This is a genomic window from Pseudoalteromonas sp. GCY (assembly GCF_016695175.1).
GTDB lineage: Bacteria > Pseudomonadota > Gammaproteobacteria > Enterobacterales > Alteromonadaceae > Pseudoalteromonas.
The window spans coordinates 1539057-1562986 of record NZ_CP068023.1 but is presented as its reverse complement, the minus strand read 5'-3'; the positions used below and the strand labels follow the sequence as shown (position 1 = coordinate 1562986).

20 protein-coding genes are annotated in these 23930 nt (G+C 43.7%); 10 read left to right on the top strand and 10 right to left on the bottom strand.

Translation table 11 applies throughout. From position 1 onward, the window contains the following. Window positions 1-3: 3 nt before the first annotated feature. The 5 genes from cyoD to JJQ94_RS12010 form a co-directional block, all read right to left on the bottom strand. On the bottom strand, window positions 4-363 hold the full coding sequence (gene cyoD / locus JJQ94_RS12030; protein ID WP_045989092.1) for a cytochrome o ubiquinol oxidase subunit IV: 360 nt from the start codon (window positions 361-363) through the stop codon (window positions 4-6). Continuing rightward, window positions 363-983, bottom strand: a complete 621-nt coding sequence (gene cyoC / locus JJQ94_RS12025) for a cytochrome o ubiquinol oxidase subunit III (RefSeq protein WP_010606488.1) — start codon at window positions 981-983, stop codon at window positions 363-365. The genes cyoD and cyoC overlap by 1 nt, the downstream gene beginning before the upstream one ends. A gap of 3 nt (window positions 984-986) precedes the next feature. Further along, window positions 987-2969 carry a cytochrome o ubiquinol oxidase subunit I gene (gene cyoB, locus JJQ94_RS12020; protein ID WP_099031470.1) on the bottom strand — a complete coding sequence of 661 codons (1983 nt, stop codon included), beginning with the start codon at window positions 2967-2969 and terminating at the stop codon, window positions 987-989. A gap of 2 nt (window positions 2970-2971) precedes the next feature. Continuing rightward, the gene (gene cyoA, locus JJQ94_RS12015) at window positions 2972-3832 is read right to left on the bottom strand and encodes a ubiquinol oxidase subunit II (protein ID WP_442960339.1); all 861 of its coding nucleotides are present in this window, start codon (window positions 3830-3832) and stop codon (window positions 2972-2974) included. Window positions 3833-4356: 524 nt separating this feature from the next. Then, window positions 4357-4788, bottom strand: a complete 432-nt coding sequence (locus JJQ94_RS12010; protein WP_099031472.1) for a hypothetical protein — start codon at window positions 4786-4788, stop codon at window positions 4357-4359. A gap of 392 nt (window positions 4789-5180) precedes the next feature. Between JJQ94_RS12010 and JJQ94_RS12005 the strand changes: the two genes are divergently transcribed. Next, complete coding sequence (locus JJQ94_RS12005; RefSeq protein ID WP_099031473.1) at window positions 5181-6815, top strand: methyl-accepting chemotaxis protein; 1635 nt, start codon at window positions 5181-5183, stop codon at window positions 6813-6815. A gap of 391 nt (window positions 6816-7206) precedes the next feature. Continuing rightward, window positions 7207-8238, top strand: a complete 1032-nt coding sequence (locus tag JJQ94_RS12000; RefSeq protein WP_201435459.1) for an IS110 family transposase — start codon at window positions 7207-7209, stop codon at window positions 8236-8238. A 590-nt stretch (window positions 8239-8828) separates the two neighbouring features. Here the strand turns inward: JJQ94_RS12000 and JJQ94_RS11995 are convergent. Beyond that, window positions 8829-9284: a flavodoxin family protein gene (locus JJQ94_RS11995; protein WP_010375468.1), complete on the bottom strand. Its 456-nt coding sequence runs from the start codon at window positions 9282-9284 to the stop codon at window positions 8829-8831. A gap of 81 nt (window positions 9285-9365) precedes the next feature. Here JJQ94_RS11995 and soxR point away from each other — a divergent pair, with 81 nt between their 5' ends. Together soxR and JJQ94_RS11985 are read left to right on the top strand one after the other, a co-directional pair. Beyond that, window positions 9366-9872 (top strand): redox-sensitive transcriptional activator SoxR, encoded by a 507-nt coding sequence (gene soxR / locus JJQ94_RS11990; RefSeq protein WP_010375466.1) that lies wholly within the window; start codon window positions 9366-9368, stop codon window positions 9870-9872. A gap of 13 nt (window positions 9873-9885) precedes the next feature. Next, entirely contained in the window at window positions 9886-11670 is a 1785-nt protein-coding gene (locus JJQ94_RS11985) for a DUF885 domain-containing protein (RefSeq protein WP_099031331.1), read from the top strand. Between the two features lie 158 nt (window positions 11671-11828). On the opposite strand, the gene JJQ94_RS11980 is transcribed toward JJQ94_RS11985, so the two are convergent. Next, window positions 11829-13988 (bottom strand): S46 family peptidase, encoded by a 2160-nt coding sequence (locus JJQ94_RS11980; RefSeq protein WP_099031332.1) that lies wholly within the window; start codon window positions 13986-13988, stop codon window positions 11829-11831. A 275-nt stretch (window positions 13989-14263) separates the two neighbouring features. On the opposite strand from JJQ94_RS11980, the gene JJQ94_RS11975 reads away from it, so the two are divergent. Genes JJQ94_RS11975 through JJQ94_RS11965 form a run of 3 tightly spaced genes read left to right on the top strand, consistent with a single transcriptional unit; the run spans window position 14264 to window position 16505 of the window. Then, window positions 14264-14926 carry a CDP-alcohol phosphatidyltransferase family protein gene (locus JJQ94_RS11975; protein WP_193521521.1) on the top strand — a complete coding sequence of 221 codons (663 nt, stop codon included), beginning with the start codon at window positions 14264-14266 and terminating at the stop codon, window positions 14924-14926. Next, a complete protein-coding gene (locus tag JJQ94_RS11970; RefSeq protein WP_099031333.1) occupies window positions 14919-15851 on the top strand; it encodes a phosphatidate cytidylyltransferase in 933 nt (310 codons plus the stop codon). The genes JJQ94_RS11975 and JJQ94_RS11970 overlap by 8 nt, the downstream gene beginning before the upstream one ends. 3 nt (window positions 15852-15854) lie before the next feature. Next, window positions 15855-16505, top strand: coding sequence for a lysophospholipid acyltransferase family protein (locus JJQ94_RS11965; RefSeq protein WP_099031334.1), 651 nt, complete (start codon window positions 15855-15857; stop codon window positions 16503-16505). 102 nt (window positions 16506-16607) lie between these two features. Here JJQ94_RS11965 and JJQ94_RS11960 read toward each other — a convergent pair whose 3' ends face one another. Together JJQ94_RS11960 and JJQ94_RS11955 are read right to left on the bottom strand one after the other, a co-directional pair. Further along, entirely contained in the window at window positions 16608-17138 is a 531-nt protein-coding gene (locus tag JJQ94_RS11960; protein ID WP_099031335.1) for a DUF2931 family protein, read from the bottom strand. Beyond that, complete coding sequence (locus JJQ94_RS11955) at window positions 17123-19186, bottom strand: T6SS phospholipase effector Tle1-like catalytic domain-containing protein (protein ID WP_099031336.1); 2064 nt, start codon at window positions 19184-19186, stop codon at window positions 17123-17125. Before JJQ94_RS11955 ends, JJQ94_RS11960 begins: the two co-directional genes overlap by 16 nt. Before the next feature lie 247 nt (window positions 19187-19433). Here JJQ94_RS11955 and JJQ94_RS11950 point away from each other — a divergent pair, with 247 nt between their 5' ends. Further along, on the top strand, window positions 19434-21029 hold the full coding sequence (locus JJQ94_RS11950; protein ID WP_010375453.1) for an ABC-F family ATPase: 1596 nt from the start codon (window positions 19434-19436) through the stop codon (window positions 21027-21029). 152 nt (window positions 21030-21181) lie between these two features. Further along, window positions 21182-21412 (top strand): hypothetical protein, encoded by a 231-nt coding sequence (locus JJQ94_RS11945; RefSeq protein WP_099031337.1) that lies wholly within the window; start codon window positions 21182-21184, stop codon window positions 21410-21412. 112 nt (window positions 21413-21524) lie between these two features. Here JJQ94_RS11945 and JJQ94_RS11940 read toward each other — a convergent pair whose 3' ends face one another. Beyond that, window positions 21525-22286 (bottom strand): peptidylprolyl isomerase, encoded by a 762-nt coding sequence (locus JJQ94_RS11940; RefSeq protein WP_099031338.1) that lies wholly within the window; start codon window positions 22284-22286, stop codon window positions 21525-21527. 278 nt (window positions 22287-22564) lie between these two features. Between JJQ94_RS11940 and JJQ94_RS11935 the strand changes: the two genes are divergently transcribed. Further along, window positions 22565-23821: an aromatic amino acid transport family protein gene (locus JJQ94_RS11935; RefSeq protein ID WP_099031339.1), complete on the top strand. Its 1257-nt coding sequence runs from the start codon at window positions 22565-22567 to the stop codon at window positions 23819-23821. Window positions 23822-23930 lie beyond the last annotated feature (109 nt).

Sequence of the window (23930 nt, the reverse complement as noted above, 5' to 3'; positions counted from 1 at the left end):
CTGTTAATACATCATCATGGCGTTCGATTCGTAGATGATCCAGACCGACAGCCCCACTACCATCACAATAATCAACGCACTAAAGATAAAGGAAAGCGTGCTTGCCTTGCCTTCTTCCGTCACAAAATTCAGGTGTAAAAAGTACTTCAGGTGCACCCAAATTTGCACTAACGCCGTTGTCACTAACGTCCAAAATGTCGTGCTAGATGACAAGCCGCCACTCATCACGGCAGCAAAAGGAATGGCTGTCAAAATAACGGATAGCACAAAACCAATTAGATACGACTTCACACTACCGTGGCTGTCGTGTTCATGCTCGTGAACATCCATCTGTGCTAACGCTTGAGATTCACTATGGCTCATTACATTGCCCCCATTAAATAAACAACGGTAAATACACAGATCCACACGATATCTAAAAAGTGCCAGAACAAGCTTAAGCAGCTCAAACGCGTTACCGTTTGTGGCTTAAGACCACGACGTGTCACTTCAATCATCATCACAGTCATCCAAATCAAGCCTGCCGTCACGTGCATGCCGTGCAGACCTACCAATGAGAAGAAAGAAGTCAGAAAAGCACTATGCTGTGGTCCATGACCATGTACTATTAAGTGATGGAATTCATATACTTCCATACCAATAAACACCGCACCAAAGGCAAATGTCACCGCAAGCCAAGATAAGGTTTGCGACTTTTTCTGTTTGTTTGCCGCTATCATGGCAAACCCAAAGGTAATACTACTTAACAGTAGGGCCGCGGTTTCAACCGCAACAAAGCCCAGCTCGAATATGTCTTTGCCAGACACGCCACCTGCCGTGTTCATGTACAACACGGCATAAGTGGCAAAGAAAGAAGCAAACAACAAACAGTCCGTCATCAGATATAGCCAAAAACCGAATACGGTATTTGAACCTGTGTCATGATCTGCATGCTCGTGAGCATCTTCTAATGCATGCAGCGTAGCGGGAGTAATTGCACTCATGAATTAACCCTCCTGTAATGCGCGAGAAAGGTGGGCAGACTCAATCTGCTCAATCTCGTCAACCTGAACATAATAATCAACGTCTCGGGTGTAACAACGCTTAATAAATACCGCGATAGCACTGACAAAACCAACCGCCGCTAACCACCAAATATGCCAAATCATGGCAAAGCAAAACACGGTCAATGACGCGCTGATAAGCACTCCAGCCGGGGTATTTTTTGGCATGTGAATAGGTTGATACTGTGCAGGCTTTTGGTATGCCTGTCCCTGCTCTTTCATTTCCGTCCAAGCGTCAATGTCGTCAACTACAGGGGTTTTCGCGAAGTTGTAGTACTGCGGTGGAGAGTCCGTAGACCATTCCAGCGTATGCCCGTTCCACGGATCGCCGGTAGTGTCTTGCAATTGCTCGCGGTTTTTGTAGCTCACCACTAGCTGTACCACTTGGAAAACTATCCCAAACATAATGATAAAGGCACCAATACACGCGATGTATAGCCAAATGTTCCACTCTGGCGTGTTGGTATGATTAAGGCGACGTGTCATGCCTAAGAAGCCAAGCACATAAAGCGGCATAAAGGCCACAAAAAAGCCAACCAGCCAGCACCAGAATGAGGCTTTACCCCAACGCTCATCAAGCTTGTAACCCATTACTTTAGGGAACCAGTAAGCAAAACCCGCTAGATAACCAAACACCGCCCCACCGATAATGGTGTTATGAAAGTGTGCGATAAGAAAAAGACTGTTGTGCAGCACATAGTCCGCGCCAGGAATTGCAAGCAGTACGCCGGTCATCCCACCTACGGTAAAGGTCACCATAAACCCTAACGTCCAAAGGACCGGCACCGTGATCCGCAAACGACCGCGATACATGGTAAATAACCAGTTGAAGAGTTTTACTCCCGTCGGGACCGCAATGACCATCGTCATGACCCCAAAGAAAGCATTAACATTGGCGCTTGAACCCATAGTAAAGAAGTGATGTAGCCAAACAATAAAGCCCAAAATAGAAATCGCACCGCTGGCATACACCATCGACTTATAGCCAAACAGGCGTTTGCCTGTAAAGGTTGAAATAATTTCTGAGAAAATCCCAAACGCAGGCAAAATCAAAATATAAACTTCAGGGTGACCCCATGCCCAGAACAGATTGATATACATCATGGCATTACCACCGGCTTCATTGGTGAAGAAGTGGAAATCCATATAACGGTCAAGCGTTAGCATCGCTAGCACCGCAGTAAGAATTGGGAAAGACGCCGCAACTAGGATATTTGCCCAAGTACAAGTCCAAGTAAAAATAGGCATTTTCATTAGCGTCATGCCAGGTGCACGCATCTTAAATACGGTTACCAAGAAATTCACGGCGGTGAGCAATGTCCCAAGTCCGGATATTTGCAGTGCCCAAATATAGTAATCCACCCCAACACCCGGACTAAACGACAACTCAGACAATGGCGGATACGCCACCCAACCGGTTTTTGCAAACTCACCAAATGCCAAGGATAAATTGATCAGAATTGCCCCGCCCGCCGTCAACCAAAAACTGAGGTTATTCAAAAACGGAAAGGCAACATCTCTAGCACCAATTTGCAGTGGCAAGATGATATTCATCAAACCTATCATAAATGGCATCGCCATAAAGATGATCATGATCACCCCGTGCGCGGTGAAGATTTGGTCATAGTGCTCAGGAGGTAAGTAACCGGCTGCGCCGCTTGTGGCCATCGCCAACTGTGTACGCATCATGATGGCGTCGGCAAAACCACGCATTAACATAATTAATGCCAAGATAATGTACATCACGCCTAGGCGTTTATGATCGATTGAAGTGATCCAATCGTGCCACAGCACGCCCCATTTTTTGTGCTTTGTGACCATTGCCGCCACAATTAGACCAACAATCGCCACCACAGCTAACGTCACCATAATGATGGGTTCGTGATAGGGGATTGCCTCAATGGATAATTTACCAAACAACGACATAATTACTCCTCAGCCTTGCCGTGATGTGGATGCGCAGCATGCTCTGGTTTGGCGTAGTAACTCATTTCGCCATGGCCCTGCATGTACTTCATAACTATGGTGTGGAATAAGCCCTGCTCTACCGAGCCAAAATATTCAACGGGGTGATATTCCGAAGGCTCAGCCAGTTGCGTGTAACGACGTGCGGTTAAGGCTTCGCCGTTTGCTTTGACATCGGCAACCCAGTTATCAAAACTTGCTTTATCTTTGGTCGCAATGGCATCGAACTTCATACCCGTAAAGCCCGCTCCACTGTAGTTAGCAGAAAAGCCTTTGAACGTCCCCGGCTCGTTGGCAATCAGGTGAAGCTGTGTTTCCATTCCGGCCATCGAGTAAATTTGGCTACCAAGCTGCGGAATAAAGAAAGAGTTCATGGTGCTTTCGGAAGTGATTTTGTACTCCACTGGTACATTCGCTGGAAACACCAGCTCATTCACTGTAGCAATGCCTTGCTCTGGATAGATAAATAACCACTTCCAGTTTAGCGATACCACCTGAACAGTGAGGTGTTCACCCTTACCCTCCAACGGCTTGTACGGATCCAGTGATTGTGTAGAGCGCCAAGTGATCACCCCAAGTACAATAATAATCACAATCGGAATGGTCCAAACCACGGCTTCTATTTTGTTAGAGTGAGCCCATTTAGGTGCATAGATCTCGTGGTCTCGACCGTCTCGGTACTTCCACGCAAAATATAAGGTAAGAATAATAACTGGTACTACAACGAGTAACATCAGTACAGTGGCAATGATGATCAAGGACTTCTCATCCATGCCAATTTGCCCCTTGGGATCTAAAATGCCACCACTACAGCCGGTGAGCATAAGCCCCAATGAAGCGAACGCATAATTCACAACACTACGTTTATTCAATTGATTACCCTTCAACGATAAGCTGCGGCTTATTTGTTAAGCACGCTGAGTATCTATTTGTGCAAGCTATGCTGCACAAGTTCGAATTGCACTGTATCCATCAGGGAAAATACATTAGTGAAGGGAAACGCTCCTTTGATACCAGTCACTAACCATTTACCAAATAATCGATACAGTAAACGGACAATCACATTTGCTAAACTTACAATTCGCCCTAAAAGGACTGTAAGTAGCCAATTAATGCAATTGAAACTGAATTGCTGACTGCTGATCCACAAGGTGCAAATTATTCCTATCTGCTTAATTAAGTGGTCTATTTTGAGGCGAAAAAATCTTGTCGATAACCAGGCAAAAAATTTGTTATTTAATTGTTCTAAATAAGAAATTTTTAATGCAGTTAGCGTCAGGATTACTCCTAAAAATTGAACAAGTATTAAGACAAATTGGTATTAAACGCACTGGCTCAAATATTGCGATTACGCAAACAGACAGCGGTACCCAAAAGGAGGAGCACGACAACCATGTGCGCTAGGCACCGGTTGAGGTTGAATAGCCTCAGTAGAGGCGAATGCCGTTTTACGCAGGACAACGCCTACGCGTGTAGGCAAAATAGTATGGAAAACTAACCAATAAAGGCCTATCAATAATTGCAATGACAAGATAGGCTGAGCCCAAAACTCTCCGAGCATCACCAACACAGAATCAGATAGTGAATTATCTGAAAAAAGTGCTTCTAATTCAGCTACATCACCTAGCATGCCAGTGAATAATAATGCCGTGTTAAACATCATCAACGCGCTTAGCACACTGAAAATACGACCGAATAACTGCGCACGCGTCATCGCACAACCTTGATAGGTTGTGTCGTCAGTAGTAGCAGTATGTCGAACATAGCTTAACAGTGGCACAGATTATCCTGATGTTTTTATCTTGATAGAATTGATTAGTTCAGAACTTTCAGTCTAAACTGAAAATTCGCAGCGAGTATAACAAAGTCGCTATTCGATTCAAGCGATATCTGCAATGATCTATATCAAATTTTCTTAATCTATCCTCAACCTCCGTCCTTCCCTAAGACAAAATCCTTAGACGCATTTATTAGCAATAGTTCTCATTCACAATCATTTACAAAACGTAAATGTTAACATTTTTATTAACTATCAACTAGATAGCCATATGCACGGCTGAATGCCTTATTCACCCTGTGTTCATGCTATTTATTTTTGGTTCGTTCTAAGTATGATCCTCGCCAACTGACATCGCTGTCATTTCAACTAATCCATTGCTACTAGAGGATCTCATGAAGCAGCTGAATAAACTCCTAGGTTTGATGAAAGTGCCCAATAAACTCAGACTTAGTCTGCTTTTGTCTGTCGTGTTCATTGCCCTTGTACAACTCTCATCAGCACTCGTTTTACGAGACAGCTTAACGCACGAAAGACGCATTAATGCAAAAAACCTAATGGAAACCACAGTTGCACAGATCAACATGGTTGCCACCGAGGCCTCACTCACCCCACAACAAAGACAAGAGAAAATAAAAAAGCTCATTGATGCCGCACGCTATGGTGACGCTGGCTACTTCTTCTTATTTGACTTAAACGGGAACATGGTAACGCATCCCATTAAGCCATTACTCAACGGCACCTCAATGACTAACCATCATGAACGCTTTATTCGCGAGGCATTTAGCCAGTTTGTTGTCATTGCTAATCAAAAACAACAAGGCTTTGCCCAATATCAATGGCCAAAGCCAGGTACAAAGGAGCTTGAGAGCAAGCTTTCTTATATTGTTAACTTAGGGCAATATAACTGGGCAATCGGCACAGGCATTTACCTTCAAGACGTTGAAGAACAGTTTTATGACCGACTCATGTTGATGAGCGCTGAAACGCTCGGCTACGCGATATTACTTATTTTCCTCTCTAGCTTGATCAGTAAAAATATTACTAAACCGCTGGATAAACTCACCCGCACTATGGGACTCATTTCAGCGCAAAAAGACCTCACCATTTCACTGAAAAGCCACGGCAAAGACGAACTTGCCCAAATGGCTATCGCATTTAATAAAATGAACGCGCATTTTCGTGATGTACTTCACGATATCAACGAAAATACCCATTCTTTGGCCTCTCAAGCCGAGGAATTATCCTGTATTACTGAGCAGATCCAAACGGGTATTGGTCAGCAAAACAGTGAAACGGAATCGGTGCAAAACCGAATGCAGTCGCTTAATCAAGTAGCACACTCTGTCAACAATGAATCAAAGCGCGCACTCGATAAAGTAACAGAGACAACCACACTGACGACCCTAGGGCTGGCACATGTAGACGAAAACGTGGCGGTCATAGCGCATGCCTCTCACAGCGTCGACTCAGCGCAACAAGCCGTGCTCGAACTACAACGCTCATCAACGGAGATCGGTGCAGTACTTGATGTCATTAAAAAAGTGGCAGATCAAACTAATTTATTAGCATTAAATGCGGCCATCGAGGCTGCAAGAGCGGGAGAACAAGGTCGCGGTTTTGCAGTGGTGGCCGATGAGGTAAGAACGCTGGCTCACCGTACGCAACAGTCCACCGATGATATTCAAGCGATCATCGATAAACTGCATAATGGCGTCGCCACAACCGTTGAAGAAATGGAAAGCTGCCGTGCAGCCTCCGAACAAAGCCTCAAAGTGAGCCAAGAATGTAAACAAGCGCTAGAGCAAATCAACCTCTCCATCGCAACCGTGCATGATATAAACGTTAATATCGCCATCTGGAGTGAAAAACAGTCCGAAGATCTCAATGACATGACTGACAACATCAGTGGTATCGCAACCGTGGCAAACCAAACCGCCCTTGGCGCTGAACACACCAAAACATCGAGCCAGCAGTTGAGCGAAATGTCGCAACGACTCTCACAAATGGTAAATGAATTTAAGGTGTGAACTTACACCTGTGTTCGCATACGCGAAAGCGCGTACTTCCGCTGAGAAATGATGGGGGCAAGGGGGAGTTAGTTGAATTAGTGCCCCGCTCAACCGCTGGTAGTTGTACGGTCAGTTTACCCCAAAGTTAAGCAGTCTTAGCGCGCTTCAACCACTCTGCCATTGAATTTGATACTTTCTTTACATCACAACCATCGTGATGAAATATCCAAACCGAAAAACTATCTGCTGAGTCTAGATACGCGCCAGTCACAAACTGCTCGGCGGGTAAACCGCCTCCTACCAGGCTGGATTTACTCCGAAGTAGGAGATGTATGGACTCCTCCCCCTTATCGGGAGAGTACGGTATAAAGATATTGCAAAACACTTTTACCAAATAAGGAGTCCATACATGACACAGTCTAATTTAATTGCTATCGACTTGGCAAAAAACATTTTCCAGGTGGCACAGCTGAAAGGCAATAAACTCAAGTTTAATAAGCCAATGAAACGCGAACCTATGCTTGAGTTGCTAGCAAAAACCGAGGGTTCAAAGGTCGTGATGGAAGCTTGTGGTAGCGCCCAGCATATCGCTCGCAAAGCACTGTCACTGGGGCACGACGTCATGTTGCTTCCCCCTAAGTTCGTAAAAGCGTTTAGGCAAGGCCAAAAAACCGATGCAAACGATGTCCTCGCCATTGCCAGTGCAAGCCAAGCATACAACGTGAAGCCCTGTAAAATCATGACGGTTGAAGAGCAAACGTTACAATCATTGAGTCAAGCGAGAGCCTTAATAGATAAACAAAAGACTCAGCTTTCAAATCAAATACGTGGCTTGCTATTAGAGTTTGGTATTGTCATTAATCAAGGCGATGCTGCGTTAACACAAGTCGTTCCAGATATTTTAGAAGATGCTGAAAATGCGCTCCCCATCGCATTAAAACAAGCACTCGCGGTGAGTTATGACCTATATAAAACACAATGCGACGCTAAAGCACAGCTACATAAACAAGTTGAAGCGATAACCAAGCAAAATGACAGTTGCCAGCGTTTAATGGCATTAGAAGGCGTTGGCCCAATTATCGCGATAGAGCTGCTATCCTTTTTAGGCAATACTTCACAATTTAGTGATGCCAGAGGAGCGGCCGCATGTGCAGGTGTTACACCGACCCAGCACTCATCAGGCGGAAAAGCCAAGATAGGTCATATCCCCAAAAGACGAGGCAATACATTAAGGAAAAACCTGTTTCTCGGTGCAAGAACGGTAGTCAGCAGGCTAAAACATAAAGAAGCGACCACAGAGAAAGAACGCTGGATAAAAAACCTACTCGCCAAGAAAAGCGTGAAATGTGTTGCCATTGCATTGACCAACAAAACGGTTAGAACTGCCTATGCCTTACTTAAAAACGGTTCAACATACGAGCCAAAAATCTTAGCGGCATAGCACTGAGTAACAGAAGAACAAATCAAGATAAACAGAAAAAGAAAGCAAAAAGCATACTGAGATTACCCCCAGTATTGAACAAGCCAAGATAGAGCATTAAGGGGTGAGACCCACCCTTGAGAGCCTGTTAAAGCGCAGGTGTATACAAATACCGCGTAGGAGATAAGGCACAAGGGCGCGAATACATCAAAGAGGCCGAGGTAGCACCTCATCAAGAGCCCGGATATAAGCACGCAATCACACCAATAATGCTAAAAGTGGCTTGTACAATTGGAGGAGTCCATATAAGCCGCTTTACGCGGCGATCTGTAAAAGCCCTCACCCTCCTCTAAATAAACACCAGTCACAAACTGCTCGGCGGGTAAACCGCCTCCTACCAGGCTGGATTTACTCCGAAGTAGAAGCTGCTTTACGCAGCGATCTGTAAAAGCCCTCACCCTCCTCTAAATACACACCAGTCACAAGTCACAAACTGCTCGGCGGGTAAACCGCCTCCTAACAGACTGGTTTTACTTCGGAGTAGGAGCTGCTTTACGCAGCGATCTTTAAAGCCATCGTCACACAACCCCACCTAACAAAATCCACCGCAGTTAATCAGCATAAGGGTAATGAACATGACGCTGCTCTTGTAATTTCATACCCAAATACTCAAAGGTCCCCACCAGCATCTCAGTAAATGGTGCCGGTGCTTTCTCTTGGCATGAGGTTGATAAAATCGAAAACTGCTTTTCGCGCAATGTTCTTAATTCTGGTTTTAGCGCTTCGATGTCCATAAAGTCGGTTATTCTGTCGATAAATGCCTTCATTCTGGGTGTTACTGCATACCAATAAACGGGGGATGCAAAAATGATGTGCTCAAAACCGAGTACCCATCTAAATAGGTTAACAAAGTCATCATCACTGTGAGAGTGTTTGTAGCAATACTCACCAATTTTATAACGGTCTAAATAGATGAGTTCAGCTCTTTTTTCTTCTGCTAGTGCCTTTGCAGATTGGTAGGTATTTCCATTGGGGTTTGAGCTTGAGTAAATAACGACTGTTTTCATAATCTTCAATTCCAGTTGCACTAATAATAAATTGGGTGCTACCTTAAAACCTCACCTTAAGTTAAGGTAAAGCATTAATTTATGAAAACTGAAAAATTATTACGAGACGAACCAAACCTCAGTGTCGGTAAAGTTGCTCAAAGAGCTGACGTTGCGGTATCCGCACTACATTTCTATGAGAACAAAGGGCTTATTCGCAGTTGGCGTAATAACGGTAATCAGCGCCGTTATAAAAAGGATGTGTTGCGCCGTATTGCCATTATTAAAGCTGGTCAAAAAATGGGGATAACCCTAGGGGAGATAAAGGAAACGCTTGATACTCTGCCAGACTCAAGAACACCAACCAAAGCGGACTGGGCCAAACTTTCTACAGCCTGGCAAGCAAAGCTGGACGAAAAAATCGCTTACATGCAACGTTTAAGAGACTATGTCGATGGTTGCATTGGCTGTGGCTGTTTGTCGATGAAATCATGCCCTATCTACAACCCTGATGACATCGTTGCCAAAGAGGCTAACGGTGCGGTGTGGTTGGATGAGCCAGACAAAGCAAATAAAGCAAAATCTTGTTATGATAGCGAAAACCATTAAATAGGACACAATAATGAAAAAGACTGCCTTGTGCATGGCGCTAGCCATGGCAATGGGCCTGACTGGCTGCTCACTTTCTCCTTCGTCTGTCGAGACGACGCCTTCAGCTTCACAGCAAACAGTAGCAACAAATGCACAATTCGCTGACTTTTCTCAGCAATTTATCAATGACTTATGGAAACAGTACCCAGAAGCGTCGCTCTGGGCAGGCTTTGGCAAGTACGACGACATTATCACTGTACCAACCCAAGCGACTCGTGACGCGAGTGTTGCTTTCTCTCAGGCGCAACTGGCTAAGTTACAACAGTTCGACCTTGCTAACTTAAGCAATAGTCAAAAAATCGATTATCACTTGATTGAAAATCGCCTAAAACGCGATATCTGGCATATTGAAACCTTCAAAAGCTGGCAGTGGAATCCGTCAAACTACAATGTTTCTTATGGCTTTGCGACCATACTGAATAGCCGCTTTAAAACGGATGACGAAAAGCTCAAGCTCGTTTTAGCACGTCTTCAATATGTGCCAGCGTATTATGAAGCTGCACAAAACAATATTAACAATCCAACGCTTGAATATACTCAGCTTGCGATTGCACAAAACCAAGGCGCATTTAGTGTATTAAACGACGAGTTGCTTGATAAGCTCGCGACTTCATTATTAACAGCCGATGAAAAAGCCCTATTCAAACAGCGCTTCGCTGCCGCGAAATCTGCCATCAATGGATATGTATCTTACCTTACCAACCTTGAAAAAGAGTTAAGCGAAAGCGGTAACGCGCGCTCATTTAGAATTGGTGAGAAGCTGTACGAAGAAAAATTTGCCTTTGATATTCAGTCTGGCTACACCGCCAAGCAAATGTATGAAAAGGCAATGGCCGACAAAGCCCGTGTTACTAATGAAATGGTTAAGATTGTTGATGAGCTCTGGCCAAAGTACTTTGCTGACAAGCCACGTCCAGAATCTGACATTGATGCGATTGCCACGCTTATCAAGCACCTTTCGGTCAAACACGTAAAGCGTGAAAACTTTGTGAGCGAAATCAAGGCGCAAATACCAGAACTTGAAAAGTTTGTGATGGAAAAAGATCTCATCACGCTAGACCCTGAAAAGCCGCTGGTTGTTCGCGAAACGCCTGAATATATGCGCGGCTTTGCTGGCGCTTCAATCAGTGCTCCTGGCCCATACGACAAAAGGGAGAACACCTATTATAACGTCTCTCCGCTGGACTCAATGAGCGACGAGCAAGCTGAATCGTATCTCCGTGAATACAACCACTGGATCCTGCAGATCCTAAATATTCATGAAGCCGTGCCAGGCCATTACACTCAGCTGGTTTACTCTAACGAATCTCCGTCTTTGGTGAAGAGTATCTTAAGCAATGGCGCGATGATTGAAGGATGGGCAGTATACACTGAACGCATGATGCTAGAAGAAGGCTATGGTAACTTTGAGCCTGAAATGTGGTTAATGTACTACAAGTGGAATCTACGCGTGATCTGTAACACGATCCTAGATTACGGTATCCAAGTAAAAGGAATAAGCAAAGAAGAAGGCTTAGATCTGCTGATGAATGGGGCTTTCCAAGAGCGTGCAGAAGCCGAAGGTAAATGGCGCCGTGCAACCTTGAGCCAAGTACAATTAACCAGCTATTACTCTGGTTATCGCGAAATTTACGACTTCCGTGAAACGCAAAAACAAAAGCTTGGAAAGGAATTTGACTTAAAAGCATTCCATGAAGAATTCTTAAGCTTTGGTAGTGCTCCGGTGAAATATATCCGCCAGTTAATGGCGAAATAACACAATAATGCCAGCCTCATGGCCGGCATTATTTTTCGAAAAATTGATATCACCCGTAGGTCGGCCTTTAGGCCGACTAACGTTTAAACGTGAGGCTACCCTTTAAACCTAAAAGCTACCCTTTAAACGTTAGGGTGATTGTCGACCTAAAGGTCGACCTACTTTACTATCTTCATTTCATCTAACAGGTTTTGTGCATTATCGACCTTATCCATTACCCATAACATGTAACGCGAATCAACATGGATTGAGCGGTTTAGGTTTTTATCGTAATCCCAGTCACCAATAATGCTTTCATATACACCATCAAACAGTAAACCCACTAACTCCGCTTTTCCGTTAAGGGTCGGCGAACCTGAGTTACCACCGGTGGTATCCACGTTAGAAAGGAAATTCACCGGTACGGTATTCATACCCCCTGTATATTGACCATATACTTTTTCGCGGATCAACTGCTGTTGCTTTTTCGGCGCGTTAAATGGTTCTACATCGGTATTTTTAGCCAGTAACCCTTCAAGCGAAGTAAATGGCGTTGCCACTAAGCCATCTTGCGGTGAGTAGCCACCTACCGTACCGTAAGTGACACGGAGTGTGCTGTTAGCATCTGCATAAACTGGCTTATTTTGCGACTTATTGTAAGCAATAATGGCTTCCATCAAGGCAGGACGTGCAGATTGCTGCTTACCAGCCAATTCTTTTTCTTCATCTTCGATTTGCTTCATCACTGCAAAAATCGCTTTTGCATATTGAATGAATGGATCAGAGCTTTGATTTAACTGCTCAAGCTCTAAATCTAACATCCAAAGACGGGCTTTTTCATCAGCAAGCTTAGAGTTGGCATACATCTCATCTAGCAGTGCTTGGTGCTTTGCTTTATTGAAGCCGCTTTCAAGTTGAAGCTGCTTATCGACTTCAGCTAAACGCGCTTCGTTTGGCAAGGCTGCATAAAGCTCCATGAAGTAAAGCATAATCGCTTTATCAACTGTTTCATCATAGCGGCGCGTCATACGCTGAAGCCCCGCTTTGATTTTTGGCATATCACGTTCTTGATAACCACTCTCACGCTCAGCATCAGGCTTTTGTTTTTCAACCGCCAAGCGGTAAAGTTGACGCGCTACAGACATCATTTGCGAACGGTGGATATAGCCAACCATCATATCACGCTCATAATGGGCTTGAGATTGAGCAACCAATTCGCTCAATTCGTTTAGCACAGCGCCATACTTTGCTTTACGGTCTGCATCGGCATTAATCCAAGTGCTAAGATCGCGCTCAAATTGCTGCTTGCGGCTGTACATACTGCCTTTTTTGAAGCTCTCAATCATAGAGCCAAAGTTTTTGATGTAGTTGTTGTAACCTGCAATGGTGCTTTCATAAGCGATACGAGCTTGTGAACCTTCTGGTGCATTTTCTTCAATCAGTGCCACATACTTTGAGTTATGTTTACGTACCATGGGGTAAACCGTGTTAAACACATAATCTACTTCAGAAGCAATACGATAACGGTTGGTACGACCCGGATAACCCGTCACCATAACAAAGTCGCCCTCTTGCACGCCTTTTGCACTCACACTCAAAAACGACTCAGGGTTATAAGGTACGTTATCTTTAGAAAACTCAGCGGGTTTACCATCTTTACCCACATATGCACGGTAAAAAGCAAAGTCGCCAGTGTGACGAGGCCACATCCAGTTATCTATATCGCCACCATATTTGCCCACGCCCATCGCTGGCGTGTATGCCAGACGGACGTCTTTTATCTCTAGCGATTTTATGAGGTAATATTCCAATCCACCATGAAAGGTGTAAACATTACAGCGATAGCTTTCATCTTGCTCACACTCGGCAACAAGTTGTTTGCGCTTACTGTCAATGGCATCAAAACGTGCTTTACCGGTCAGTGAGTCTGTCCCAGCATTAACTTTATCCGTTACGTTCGACACTTCTTTTGTCACATAAACGCGTGAGCCCGGTGCCGCCGGCAAGTCTTCACTTGGCTGTTTTGCTAAAAAGCCATTCTCAAGAATATTGTTATCTGTTGTTGAATTGTATTGAATAGAGCCGTATGCACAGTGATGGTTTGTCACCACCAGACCTTTAGGAGAGACAAATGACGCCGTACAGCCACCTAAGCTAATCACCGCATTCATCGGGAACTCAGTGAGTTTTGAAATTGACTTAGCATCTATCTCTAGCCCTTTAGACTTTAAAATAGATTCAAGTTCAGGTAGCTGATGTGGTTGCCACATACCTTCATCGGCAGCAACGTACTGAGAAAAGGCCAACACCATGGCCGCGGAGATAGCTTTAATACGCATATTCCAATCCTAAATGTTATATTATTTTAATTGCGGTCAGTAATGTGACCCAAGATAGCGCCAAATAGCAATTTATTTCGGTAGAATTTAATAAACCAATGTAAACATTCTTCCTCAGACTCTCCACTTTACATCGTCTCAAGTGCTAAAGGTAACCCCCACTCATGGTATCTTGTTGGCCTGTCGTAGATCATTTATACTGGCGCGAAATAAAGGCAAAGATCATCCATTCTTCAAAAGAGCTGAAGAATACGTATTCTAAGGAAAAGGAAATCGTGGAAGACAAATCAAGTCGGCGTCCACTCAAGGTACGCTCAAGCACATATGCTCAGCGCGTTGCCAAATGGCTTAGCAATAAAAATATCACTCCTAACACTATTTCATTACTCAGCGTGCTGTTTGCAGCCTGCTCAGCAATCTGTCTTGTGTTGTTACCACTGTCTTCTGGACCACTCATTTGGCTTTTGCCTCTGCTTGCTGCCACATGTATTCAATTTCGCTTATTGTGTAATTTGTTCGATGGCATGGTCGCTATGGAAGGTGGGAAAAGTACCGCATCTGGTGAACTTTTTAACGATATGCCAGACAGGTTTGCCGATGCTTTTGTCATTGTTGCTGTGGGCTATGCACTCCCCCAGTTTAGTTACGCAGTCGATATTGCTTGGTGTGCGGCAATACTTGCGATTATGACCGCTTACGTAAGAACCTTGGCAACGAGTACAGGAGCACCTGCCAATTTTTGTGGACCTATGGCAAAACAACATCGAATGGCTTTACTTACATTTGCATGTATTTTTACAGCGATAGAGCCTCTATTCTGGCAACAAGGGGCTGTGTTATACACGTCACTACTTATCATTAGCGTCGGTTCATTCATCACGGTATGTAAACGAGCTATCCTTGCCTACCAATATCTTGAGGACAAACACGATGTTTAATGTCCCTGATCATTCTTTGTATGCCATGGCGTTGGTGGGACTCATTTTAATCACCGCAACGCTTGCCTATATAGTTATTAGCCGAATACAACGAGATACGGATCATCAAGAATTAAAACTCAGGATCCAATCTTGGTGGTGGATAATTGGCGCTTTTTTTGTCGTACTAGCCTCCAACACACATTTCGCACTTGCTTTTATTGGCTTTTTAAGTTTTCTCGCATTAAAAGAGTTTTTGTCCATTGTGCCAGGACGGCAAACCGATAGGCGCGCTATTTTTTGGCTATATTTGAGTATCCCACTGCAATATTATTGGGTTGCAACTCAGTGGTATGGCATGTTTATTATCTTTATTCCTGTTTATATCTTTCTATTTATCCCTATTAGAATGGTGCTCATCGGTGATACAAAAGGATTCATAAAGTCAGCTGGGATCCTTAACTGGGCCGTCATGTTGTGTGTTTTCTCTATTAGTCACCTTGGCTACTTGTTAGTTTTGCCGGTCAAAAACAGTGAGGCGGGTGCCATTGGTCTGGTATTGTATTTACTGTTTACTACTCAATTTAACGACGTTTGCCAATACGTTTGGGGAAAGCTACTCGGCAAACATAAAATCATCCCAAAAGTGAGCCCCAACAAAACATGGCAAGGTTTTATTGGTGGCGTATTTACTACTGCCACATTGTCTTGTTTTGTAGCACCAGCACTTACCCCACTTTCGACTTTGCAAGGCGCAGGCGCTGGGATCCTCATAGCCGTTACTGGCTTTTTTGGTGATTTAGTTATTTCAAGTGTGAAGCGCGATTTACAAATTAAAGATACAGGGGTCATGATCCCCGGTCATGGTGGTATTTTAGATAGGATGGACAGCCTACTCTACACTTCACCACTATTCTTCCATTACCTATACTATTTGCATTATTAGACTATGTTTGCACGTATTGTAAAAATACTTTTCTTTGGATTGATAATCAAACCGGTCGTGTTAATCGCGCTTGGGCTTAACGTTGTTAATCGCAATAAGTTACCAACACATGGGCCTGCGATCCTCGCACCAAACCATAACAGCCATTTGGATACCATGGTATTAATGAGTTTGTTTCCGTTAAGGATGATACATAAAGTTCGACCCGTAGCCGCTGCCGATTATTTTCTCGCCAATAGAATTATCGCTTGGTTTGCACTCCATGTCATTGGCATCATTCCCTTAAATCGAAAACAAGTGACACGCAAAGCACAGCTATTTGAACAATGCCATGAAGCGTTAAAAAAGAATGAAATCTTAATTTTTTTTCCTGAAGGTTCTCGTGGCGAACCTGAAAAAATGGCGCAGTTAAAGAAAGGTATTTTTCATCTCATTAGTGATTATAAGCCGGTGCTCGTTTACCCCGTTATGATGCATGGACTTGGCCGCTCCTTACCCAAAGGAGAAGCTCTATTTGTACCATTTAATTGCGATGTCATCGTCGGCGAACCGCTTTCCTGCACAAGCCACGCGAGCGAACTAGTACAGGAAATAGAACGACAATTTAACTTGATGCGACCACTTTGCTTAACGTACCGGGCGGACGAAGAGTGATAAACTTCCCTCTCACAAGCGAAACGCCCAAAAAACGGTTCGTTGCCGTGATCTCCTACCTTACTGTCATATGCTCAAACAGCGGGAATTTGCTTCAGCTAATTAAACATCGTCGTTTAATTCAAAGGGTTCCCAAGTCGCTTGCGCCGAGCCGATTTCCTCTAAAATGCGTCCTTCAACTCCGGCAAATGCTGAATTAGAAATCCACATTTTTACCTCACCTCCTTCACCAAACCCAAAAATGATGAATGGATTCACATCATCATCAACACGTCCTGATGCAAATGTAACAGGAGTCAATTCGTCAATTATATGGTAAGCTTTCTTCCGCTGAACTTTGAATGAAGCTCTGTAGAGTTTTGCTTGCTTGTAGTCTCGCCATTCAACATCCACTTTATGTGGGATTTCAGCACCCCAAAACGATCCTTTCTTCTGAGCATTTCCCCAGCAACAGCCTATCGCTCCTGCAGGTGGAGAAAATTTATCATCAAACACTATTTTGACCATCAAGTCACTATTTTCATAAGCTGAAATACCTATATCCAATTGCTCAATGGTCTGATTTGTTCTACACCCTGTTAACGCTAAAATCACAATCATAAATAGTAAAACTTGGATTAACCTTTTCTCCATACCACCTTCCCTCCAACTCTAAAACTTGTCCATATATCAACTTTTGGGAGCTTTAATCCGTTATTGTAAAACATTTCTCTTTGCCCATTTTCAGTGACGTATTTTGCCTTTCTTTCAGCTCCATGAGCCATTTTATCCACAGCTCCCGTAAACCGAGAACTAATATGAATATAGTGTTCGTATAACTTCTGCCAAGCTTGGCTTTTTGGCCCAGCTTTAAGAGCTTTAGGTACCAAAGTTGCCACATCGTGACTAAGTTCATAGGGATAGATACTTTGAAGACGCGCCATTTTTTTTAGCGGAACGCCATGTTGAATCGCCTCGTTATACATTTGGTGCAGTCCATAATGGGCAAGGGTATTATCTATTTTACGTCTCCAAACAGGCCGGTATGTGGTGTAAAAATCCTTGTCTCTTCCCGAGCGACTAGCACCATATCTTAGTCTTTTAGAGCGATAGACCATATCCACGTTAATACCAGGCCACTGATATTGCTGTTCGATTGCCAATTTCGCCTGTTGTACCTTTGCTTCATGCTCTGGATTTCCGGGAATACCGCGAATGCGCTTTAAAGGATACTCAATATCAATACTGATAGGGGCATATCCGCCTCCTATATCAGAATGAACACCTGGCAGATAATCTTCTTTATGGTTAGCAAACAAGCTACCATCCTTATTTTTTAATGCGCTTAGTGGGAATTTATCGCGCCGCTCATCCCAAGCGGTTAAGTGATATACAGCCCCCGCACTGGCTTGATTGAGATCAAGTCTAGCTGCCTCGTCTAACTCATCTCTAGCATACAGCTCACTATGATCATTATCTCCATCCCCCCCGATCGAAGCAACGGTATCGAAAATACCCACAAAGCGAAATACCAACTCTTTACCAACCAATCTAATATCTTGCGCTTCTCTCATTTCATTAACCAGATTCACAAATGCTCTTGCTGCCGCAGCGCCACGGCTAAAACCAAAACAGTCAAGTAAAACGGTATTAACCAAAATCAGTTCGTTAGTGTCTATAGATTCAAAAATGGATGCCAACGCCTTCAGTAGACGCTCATCAAATGAATAAGCAACAGCTAAATCTATGATCGAGTCTTTCTTTCCAGCCGCTGTACCGACTCCTTCTATGTATTCTGAAAAAACAAACTTTTTTCCAGTGTCATACAACTCATGGAGCTTCGCGATATTCGTCGGCTCTTTATCATCAAAGGGGTCCAAAATGTCGTTGTACTTGTTATTGCCTGTACCATCAAAGAAGATCCCGATACTCGGTGGCTCGCTAATAAAATATAGGTGTACATTACCCTCGCCTGAAACACTGTGTTTAATCAGCTGCACTCCGCCCTCAGCGCCAATCTTAAGTGCTTTGACTTTCTCTATATCAAGTAAGTCTGCATATGGCACATTGTTAAAAAGCATCTGCTCCGGCACCCCCAGGATTTTTGCTTTTAGGCTATAGCTGCCATCTTCACTCAACTTGCCGAATACGAGAGGCGTTTGCGTTGCCCCTTCAGAGGCTCTCGACAACGTGGGGGTATCAGCGCCTTGGATCACAAAACTCACCGCTAACTCACCTTCCAACGACACCAGTATTCGCTTTTCAGCCACCTCGGGAGATTTATCGGTGTTAATCGATGCCAATACCTGATCGACAGGTGTTAATTGGTCTGATTGATATCCGCCAATGGGCTGATTAGGATCAACCCCACCATTGCCTGCAAAGGCATTGTTTCTAATTTCGGCTTTGAAATAGGACTTGCGCTTGACGATGATAAGTTGTTCTCTAGATCCAGCAGCACTACCTGACCTCGCACTTTGTAAACCCTTTTTGGTTTTTACAAAAACACGAGTAAACTCATCATGCTTTATATGACGCCAATTATGTCTTTGTTGCAATACTATCCAATCACTGGCATGAGGCTTTAGTTGCGTTCTAATTTCTGACGGTAAATGAGCGGTTGTGGTATGGGGTGGTAAGACTTCCAGCTCATCGAATTGTTGGTCAATCAACCAATTATGTTTTTCTTCAACTATTTTCATCCTTGTTCACCAAAGTTAGTTTTTTACATCATCCTTTCGCATTAAAAAAGGCTAACATTTAACCACTCGATTGGTAAATAAAATTTAATAAAATCGTAAATAAAACGTCTTATGACGATAAATTTTCAACACCTAGGTCTTTGCTATATCGGCCGCAAAAGTAATGTGTGAGTTAGCCAAACTTTTTACATCATTTGTCACCCATAAATGATAGGATCGCCGCAATTGTCAGTAATGAGTCAAATTTATGCTTTCGTGTAACAACATCACTATGCAGTTTGGTGCAAAACCACTGTTTGAGAATATTTCCGTTAAGTTTGGTGACGGCAACCGCTACGGCCTAATAGGCGCTAACGGCTGCGGTAAATCCACCTTTATGAAAATCCTAAGCAAAGAGCTAGAGCCAAGTGCAGGTAACGTAAACTACGATCCAAACGAGCGCATCGCTAAGCTAAATCAGGATCAATTTGCCTACGAGCAATATACGGTTGTAGACACAGTGATCATGGGTCATAAAGAGCTGTGGGAAATCAAGCAAGAGCGCGATCGCATTTACTCATTACCTGAAATGAGCGAAGAAGACGGCATGCGTGTTGCCGACCTTGAAACGCAATTTGCTGAAATGGATGGCTATTCCGCAGAAGCAAAAGCGGGTGAATTACTCCTCGGTGTGGGTATTCCAACCGAGCAACATTATGGCTTGATGTCAGAAGTTGCTCCGGGCTGGAAACTGCGTGTACTACTTGCACAGGTATTATTTGCAGAGCCAGATATCATGCTCCTAGACGAACCAACCAACAACTTGGATATCTATACTATCAAGTGGTTGGAAGACGTATTGAATCAACGTGATTGTACTATGATCATCATCTCGCACGACCGCCACTTCTTAAACTCAGTGTGTACACACATGGCGGATATCGACTATGGCGATCTGCGTATTTACTCAGGTAATTACGATGAATACATGTTTGCTGCGACGCAAGCTCGCGAGCGCCTGTTGTCAGACAATGCTAAGAAAAAGGCGCAAATTGCTGAGCTACAGCAGTTCGTTTCGCGCTTCTCTGCAAACGCCTCAAAAGCGAAACAAGCGACATCTCGTGCTAAGCAAATTGACAAGATCCAACTGGAAGAAGTTAAAGCATCAAGTCGTCAAAATCCATTTATTCGCTTTGAGCAGGAAAAGCCGCTATTCCGTAACGCACTTGAGCTTATCTCGCTATCACAAGGTTATGACGACACCCTATTCTCTGACCTAAATGGCCTTGTTGAAGTTGGCGAGAAAGTTGCCATCATCGGTGAAAATGGTGCCGGTAAAACGACACTACTCAACACCTTAGCGGGCCGTAAAGCGCCGCAAGCTGGTGAGTATAAATGGTCAGAAAACGCCAATATTGGTTACTATGCGCAAGACCATGCTGACGAATTTGAAAAAGATCTGGATCTTTTCCAATGGATGGAACAGTGGCAACAGCCAGGCGATGATGAGCAAGTCGTACGCGGCTTCCTTGGCCGTATGCTGTTCTCTCAAAACGACATCAAAAAGTCAGTTAAGGTGATCTCAGGTGGTGAACAAGGCCGTATGCTATTTGGTAAAATCATGATGCATAAGCCAAATATCCTACTAATGGACGAACCAACGAACCACATGGATATGGAATCAATCGAGTCTCTCAACTTGGCACTTGAACAATACGAAGGTACGTTATTCTTCGTATCGCACGACCGCCAGTTTGTCTCATCACTTGCAACGCGCATTTGGGAAATAAAAGACGGTAAGATCACCGACTTCCATGGTACGTACGACGAATACCTCGCGAAGAAAGCGGCTGAAGCCGTATAAGATTAGACTGTAAAGGGCCAAATTGGCCCTTTTTATTTTCTCAAGCACATCGGATCATTGGTCTCTCACAAACCAGCACAAAAAAGAGACAAACCCGCAATTTTACTGTTAGGATTGTTCTCGCAAAAATTGGAATAATAAAAGGGTCGGCTATGGAACGTTTACAGAATATGTATTCGATAATGTTGCTGTCTAAGCTGAAAGCAAGCTTTCCAGAATCGTGCGATATCAATCACCACACTTTTTCACTCCCACATGTGGATCAACAACTACTCGAAGATGTTGTAACCACTCACCTCAATGAAGGGCTTATCCAAGCGGATGGCCATGATCAGTATAGTTTGACGACAAAAGCAATTGCACTGTTTGGCGAAGACGAATAACTTAATAAAAAGAAATAAGCGCACCGAAGTGCGCTTCCAAGTTATTAACCTGAGATCAGGTTAACTAGGGACTGTGATGCTATCGTTAGCATCTGTAACCAAAGTGACTTGGTTACCTATGAAATCTACGTCTGAATCCGAAAATACCAGCCAGCAACATAAGACCGGCAAACATTGAACCACCAGATGAATCAGAGTCAGTTGAAGGCTTGTCAGGCACTTGATCAATCAAGGTATTTGCTTTTGGGCTTAGACCTTGAGCTGATTTGGGGTCATCATCCAGTACAGTAATTGCGTTTATGGTCACAAAGTTAGCTGCCCCCGGCTCACTATTGTTATCTTTACACTGTTCATCAGTGAAGTTGACTAATGGCACATTACCACAACGCGGAATTTTTGCTATCGCTTCTAATATTTCCATGCCATTACCAGTCACCTGACCAAAAACCGTGAAGCCACCGTTGTCAACGTCCAAATTTTTACTGTTGTCTACCAAATTAAAAAACCATTGGCTTGTCGCACTGTCAGGTCTATTTGCTACCTTTGCCATTGCAATGGTGCCTTTTACGTTAGACCACTCAGGTTCATTTTTTACAGCATCGTAAGTAGCGATGGCGTCAAGAGGCACGTCTCCTTCATATTTGAAGCCACCACCTTGCACAACAAAATCCGGAATAACACGGTGAATAACCGTATCAGAATAACGCCCGTTATCTACGTATTTCAAAAAGTTTTCCACGGTTTTAGGCGTACTTTCATCAAATAGATTGACCTGAAAGCTACCATGAGAAGTTTGAAATTCGACAATCGTTGCATTAGCAGCAAAGCTTCCCAACAAAGTTGAAGCGAGCAATAGAGAGTTTAGCTTGAACATACTTTTCCACTTGGTTATTTTAATTCTCTTTGCAAGCTAGAATAAAAATTTATTTATAAGTCGGCTAGCAATTCATTGCCAGTGGTAACAATTAAGAACATTTGCAGACTTAGATTTACAAAAACTGGTTAGGAACCCACCACACCTTGAGCAAGTTTTAGTCAAACAAACGAATTTCACCGCATAACTCCTCGGAGTAGACGGTTTATACATGCAACACTTCGTCATTTTTTATATGATGCGCCCGATTATAATTCTAAATCCAGGACAACAAGTATATGAGTAATTCCTCTGAAGCGACGATGGAGATGAATACCGTCGGCAATGGGCGCTGGACCCAACACGACACCCATTGGGTATTAAGTTTATTTGGCACTGCGGTCGGCGCAGGTATTTTATTCTTGCCAATTAACATTGGTATTGGTGGTTTTTGGCCACTACTAATCATGACCGTGCTTGCCTTCCCTATGACCTTTTTAGCACACCGAGGATTGGCCCGGTTCGTCCTTTCATCAAAGCAAAAAGATGCCGATTTTACGGATGTAGTAGAAGAGCACTTCGGCGCAGGTGCTGGCCGTTTAATTTCCTTACTTTACTTTTTCTCTATTTTTCCTATTTTGCTTATTTATGGTGTTGGCCTAACCAATACCGTCGACAGCTTTATCGTCAATCAACTTGGCTTTGAATCGCCATCTCGTATTTTACTTTCTGGTGTGCTCGTTGCCGGGATGATTGCCATTATGCTAGGCGGCGAAAAGCTGCTACTGCGTGCTTTTGCTATTTTGGTTTACCCGCTGGTTGGGGTATTACTGTTTTTGTCACTCTATTTAGTGCCTAACTGGCAAATGCCAGTGGTAAGCACGCCAGATGTTACGAGCTTAACCGAATTGCTTTGGCTATCCGTTCCTATCGTAGTATTTTCATTTAGCCATGCAGCGGCCATTTCTAGCTTTGCTAACGTGCAGCGTCGTCACTACAAAAGTGAGGCAGTTCAAAAATCAGAAGCGATTCTTCGTACGACATCCATAATGTTGATAGTGTTTGTTTTGCTATTCGTATTCTCCTGCGTATTCTCTTTAACACCAGAGCAAATGGAAGAAGCAAAATCGGCGAACGTGTCTGTTTTATCCTATTTAGCTAACGTGTATAACAATCCATTTATTGAAATGCTTGGCCCTCTTGTGGCATTTATCGCGATTACTTCGTCTTTCCTAGGTCACTTCCTTGGTGCACGTGAAAGCTTTAACGGCCTTGCAACCAAGCAAACGAGCATGAGCTACAAGTTTGCTGACAAGCTAGGTGTGGTATTTATGTTTGTTGCTATTTGGGTATGCGCCGTATTAAACCCAAGCATTTTGGACATGATGGGGGCTATCTCAGGCCCGATTATTGCGATGATCTTGTTTATCATGCCAACCATTGCCGTGTTTAAAGTACCGGCACTACAAAAATATAAAAGCCACATTGGCACTTATTTTGTGCTATTGGTCGGCTTGCTGGCGGTTTCTGCATTACTCTATAACATGCTAGGCTAACCAAAAGGGAGGCATCGCCTCCCTCACCTCTCTTTTCTTTCTTGTTACTTATCCCTCATGGCAGTTCAACCTATATTATATAGTACTAGTTTTCAGTGCATTGAATGAA

Excerpts from the sequence above, each read along its gene's own strand:
- cyoA (WP_442960339.1), bottom strand. The coding sequence starts at position 3,832 with ATGCTCACCGGCTGTAGTGGTGGCATTTTAGATCCCAAGGGGCAAATT.
- JJQ94_RS12000 (WP_201435459.1), top strand. The coding sequence starts at position 7,207 with ATGACACAGTCTAATTTAATTGCTATCGACTTGGCAAAAAACATTTTC.
- soxR (WP_010375466.1), top strand. The coding sequence starts at position 9,366 with ATGAAAACTGAAAAATTATTACGAGACGAACCAAACCTCAGTGTCGGT.
- JJQ94_RS11945 (WP_099031337.1), top strand. The coding sequence starts at position 21,182 with ATGGAACGTTTACAGAATATGTATTCGATAATGTTGCTGTCTAAGCTG.
- JJQ94_RS11950 (WP_010375453.1), top strand. The coding sequence starts at position 19,434 with ATGCTTTCGTGTAACAACATCACTATGCAGTTTGGTGCAAAACCACTG.
- JJQ94_RS11980 (WP_099031332.1), bottom strand. The coding sequence starts at position 13,988 with ATGCGTATTAAAGCTATCTCCGCGGCCATGGTGTTGGCCTTTTCTCAG.
- cyoB (WP_099031470.1), bottom strand. The coding sequence starts at position 2,969 with ATGTCGTTGTTTGGTAAATTATCCATTGAGGCAATCCCCTATCACGAA.
- JJQ94_RS11960 (WP_099031335.1), bottom strand. The coding sequence starts at position 17,138 with ATGGAGAAAAGGTTAATCCAAGTTTTACTATTTATGATTGTGATTTTA.
- JJQ94_RS11970 (WP_099031333.1), top strand. The coding sequence starts at position 14,919 with ATGTTTAATGTCCCTGATCATTCTTTGTATGCCATGGCGTTGGTGGGA.
- JJQ94_RS11955 (WP_099031336.1), bottom strand. The coding sequence starts at position 19,186 with ATGAAAATAGTTGAAGAAAAACATAATTGGTTGATTGACCAACAATTC.
- JJQ94_RS12005 (WP_099031473.1), top strand. The coding sequence starts at position 5,181 with ATGAAGCAGCTGAATAAACTCCTAGGTTTGATGAAAGTGCCCAATAAA.
- JJQ94_RS11965 (WP_099031334.1), top strand. The coding sequence starts at position 15,855 with ATGTTTGCACGTATTGTAAAAATACTTTTCTTTGGATTGATAATCAAA.
- cyoD (WP_045989092.1), bottom strand. The coding sequence starts at position 363 with ATGAGCCATAGTGAATCTCAAGCGTTAGCACAGATGGATGTTCACGAG.
- JJQ94_RS11985 (WP_099031331.1), top strand. The coding sequence starts at position 9,886 with ATGAAAAAGACTGCCTTGTGCATGGCGCTAGCCATGGCAATGGGCCTG.
- cyoC (WP_010606488.1), bottom strand. The coding sequence starts at position 983 with ATGAGTGCAATTACTCCCGCTACGCTGCATGCATTAGAAGATGCTCAC.
- JJQ94_RS11940 (WP_099031338.1), bottom strand. The coding sequence starts at position 22,286 with ATGTTCAAGCTAAACTCTCTATTGCTCGCTTCAACTTTGTTGGGAAGC.
- JJQ94_RS11935 (WP_099031339.1), top strand. The coding sequence starts at position 22,565 with ATGAGTAATTCCTCTGAAGCGACGATGGAGATGAATACCGTCGGCAAT.
- JJQ94_RS11995 (WP_010375468.1), bottom strand. The coding sequence starts at position 9,284 with ATGAAAACAGTCGTTATTTACTCAAGCTCAAACCCCAATGGAAATACC.